A 3,161-nucleotide genomic window follows, 5' to 3' on the forward strand; every position below is an offset into this window, starting at 1 on the left:
TTATTTTATGCTGTTTTAGTTGACTTGGGAGATGCGGTTGCAGACGAATTATCTCTGCCATTTGACCGCATTTCTTTGGAGATGATATTTCGCGGTTTGTACCATTTTAGTGTCGCAAATGACAAAGGCAAAGCCGATGACCCGATTAAGTACTTCGCTGCCCCAGAGAATCAAGACTTAGGCGTGGTTAAATATCTCGAAAGCCAGTCTCCAAGCTGGATTTATCGCCTTTTCCTGCACCCTCTTGACAAAAGTGCAATTACCTTAACCTCTCACGGATGCCCCAAAACTCAGTGTCATCGGCTCCATCTCGATGCCCTTGGAGAAATACTCCTTTATCCTCAAGGTAAATTATACCCGTTGTCAAAATTTGAATTTGGAATTGCTGCTCAATCAGTGGATTAACTTGGCTGGGGCTACAGCAGGAAACCTTTTACGCTCTTTGCGCGATAAAGCCTCTCAATGGTGGTATTTCCTCAATAACCCTGAAGTTCCTCCGGATAACAACTTAGCTGAACGAGAGTCTTTCGGACACGCTTCGTCGTCTAAAATATATTTCTCAACATTTTTTACTAGCTTTTGTGGTACTTCCCGATCAATTGAGTAGACCGTTAATTTTTGTATCACACGTTGAACTATTATTACATTTGTATTCTTTAGTGGATTGTTTAGAACCAAGTCGTGCATTTGACCTCTGATCGTGAAAATATGTTAATTGAAACGGTTCCACAGGCACGAAATACTTGGTTGCGATCACGACTGGTAGTGACTGCTTCAGAATATTGACGTGTCCAAGGACCGCATTGTTTCCAAGTTCTACCACCGTCCTGGGAGAAGTCCATCCAAATATGATCGCCATTCTGATTGTTTGCCATTCGAGCCCAGCCATATTGCAGCGTTGGGGAAACATCTAGCAAAAAACCAGTTCGCAATTGGATTATCCGTCCATTTAGGTCAACCGAGCGCACTGTTTTCACGTTTGTTGGTCTTGCAATTTCAGGATTAACAGTACTACATTCACCAGGAAAAGCGTATGCTGGTAATGTAGGACTGCCAATGCCAACAAACAGAAGAGAGATTGTGGCAGTTCCAGCAGATACAATGCGATTGAATTTGATGAAATTCGCTTTGCTGTGATTAGAGTTCATAATTTTCTCATTACTCAATAGACATGATGTGATATAACATCTTTCATCGTTTCAAATAGACAAGAAAATCGCGCTCGTCAATTTTTTTCTGGTGATTGTCTCCAAAGCACCGGAGGTTCATCGCTTATAACGCACTCAAGGATGCTTGAGCCTACGGAACGCGATGCCTGTGGCTGGCGGAGCGATCCATCCTTGAGTGCCCTGGGGCATTTTTAGTTCAAGCGTACTACGAAGACTCTACTCAAGTTTTGGGTGGGTGCGGTTATATTTGATATATAGCAGGAGGCAGAAGGCAAAAGGCAGGAGGCAGGAGGTAAAAGTATTACTATTCTTAGCCTTGAGGTTTTCAAAATGTCCTAACCTATGTGGCTACGGCTATACATCAATCGCCTTCTGGGTTTGGAGTTTCGCACCGGGAACTAGTCTAAACCCCAGAATAAAACGTTGTTTTGTGATCTCGCTGGATTTAGCTGAAATGTTTGCTTGATAAAGCTTCTAAAAAACTTTTTGGTTTACTGGGACTTGTTTACATTTATTGAATGGATTACAACGATTACAGCAATCTTACTTTTTGAGTACTAAGTCTTTCAAGTACGATAGAGTTGTATGGAGTTAAATCAACAAAATCGTAATGATTAGCATCTAATTTATACGGACATTTACTTCCATTCGAGTCTGTACATAGTAAGACCACAGCACCGTCGGTCTGGTTATTGAAGATGGCATGTATATTGTACTGATTATAGAGTTTGGAAACACCGTAGTAAATATATCTGTTAGTAATGTCTTCTCCTTTTAAGGCATTTCCTTTATAGATGCAAACGGTTCCAGTCTTGCATCCATAAAAGGGCAATGCAAATGAGGCAGTCGTAAAGAGCAACAACGAAGCGCTTAAAGAGAATAAACTAGAAGCTACTAAATTCAAAAGTTTCATAAAATTTTTGGCGTTGTGGAAAGGGTAATGATGTTTTGATAGAAGGAGTTACTGATGCAATACTGTTCAGTTAAGGATTAAGTGAGAGCTTAGATGGAATGGAAGGCTAATTATTTTGTTCAGTCTACTTAGGCTTACTGAGAACAGTTTCAATAGTGCTGCTTAACTGAACCATATTGTGTTTAACATTGTCGCTTTTCTTCATCCCAGAATGATGTTGATGTTGAATTAGTGTTTAATTGCTAATTCCGTTTGAATATTATGAGATTTGATTTATAAAATCAATAGTTTTGCACTAACTTTTTGTGCATAAGTAAAGGAGTTATGTTTTTACAAGGTATTCCTTTAGGTATACAATATTTCTTTAGGTATACAGTATCAGGACTTACGCAACTGGCACAAATAGCGGGCGGGGCTACACCCCGCCACGCAACAATTTAAATCAAACCAAGCACATAGGAATACTTGGGCGTTTTAGTTGCTAAATTAAATAATTAGACAGCAAATTATGCTTGATTTGATAAATAGTTTGGCCAGTTTGATAGGCTAAATTTTTTAATCTAATCCAAACCAACATTGCACAAGCAATATGATTTCTTTGAAGCCTAGCTTTACGACATTGACAATGTTCAATGCCAGTTAGTTGTTTAATCTCAAAGGTGTTACTCCTCGATTTTCCAACGAATTTTACACACCTCTAGTACAACATCCGTGGAACTTTGAGATAAATCGTTAGTGGCGATATAATCCGTTCTGTTGGTAGAAACAGCAACCCGGAATAGTTTCACTTTTTTCTGAGCGGGAAACCGTTTAATTTTTATGATTTTACCACATTCTAACTCTTCAGGACTCCATTCTAATAATTCAATACGTTTATATTTTTCTTTGGCAAATGTATCATTAACTAACCGATTATTTTTTAAAGGGCAATAATAAATTTTGTCTAGACTATCAATATATAGCATTAAACTGTGTACCGCATACCATGTGTCCATCAAAACCGTATCAAACGGTAAAAGCTTATGATACACAAGGTTTTGCAGCATATCTTTCACATGGTCTATCTTGGTTTTACCATC

The 3,161-nt window shown here is 38.8% G+C and carries 1 protein-coding gene and 2 pseudogenes; 1 reads left to right on the top strand and 2 read right to left on the bottom strand.

All coding sequences use genetic code 11. The features are described 5' to 3' along the window. Window positions 1-236 (top strand): annotated as a pseudogene (locus tag ACFE90_RS37400) (IS4 family transposase); the annotation flags it as partial. A gap of 432 nt (window positions 237-668) precedes the next feature. Here the strand turns inward: ACFE90_RS37400 and ACFE90_RS37405 are convergent. Both ACFE90_RS37405 and ACFE90_RS37410 read right to left on the bottom strand, forming a co-directional pair. After that, window positions 669-1,148 (bottom strand): hypothetical protein, encoded by a 480-nt coding sequence (locus tag ACFE90_RS37405; RefSeq protein ID WP_375507279.1) that lies wholly within the window; start codon window positions 1,146-1,148, stop codon window positions 669-671. Window positions 1,149-2,563: 1,415 nt separating this feature from the next. Continuing rightward, a pseudogene (locus ACFE90_RS37410) lies at window positions 2,564-3,161 on the bottom strand (transposase); the annotation flags it as partial.

It is taken from the genome of uncultured Nostoc sp., assembly GCF_964245445.1.
In the GTDB taxonomy this organism is placed as follows: Bacteria; Cyanobacteriota; Cyanobacteriia; order Cyanobacteriales; family Nostocaceae; genus Nostoc.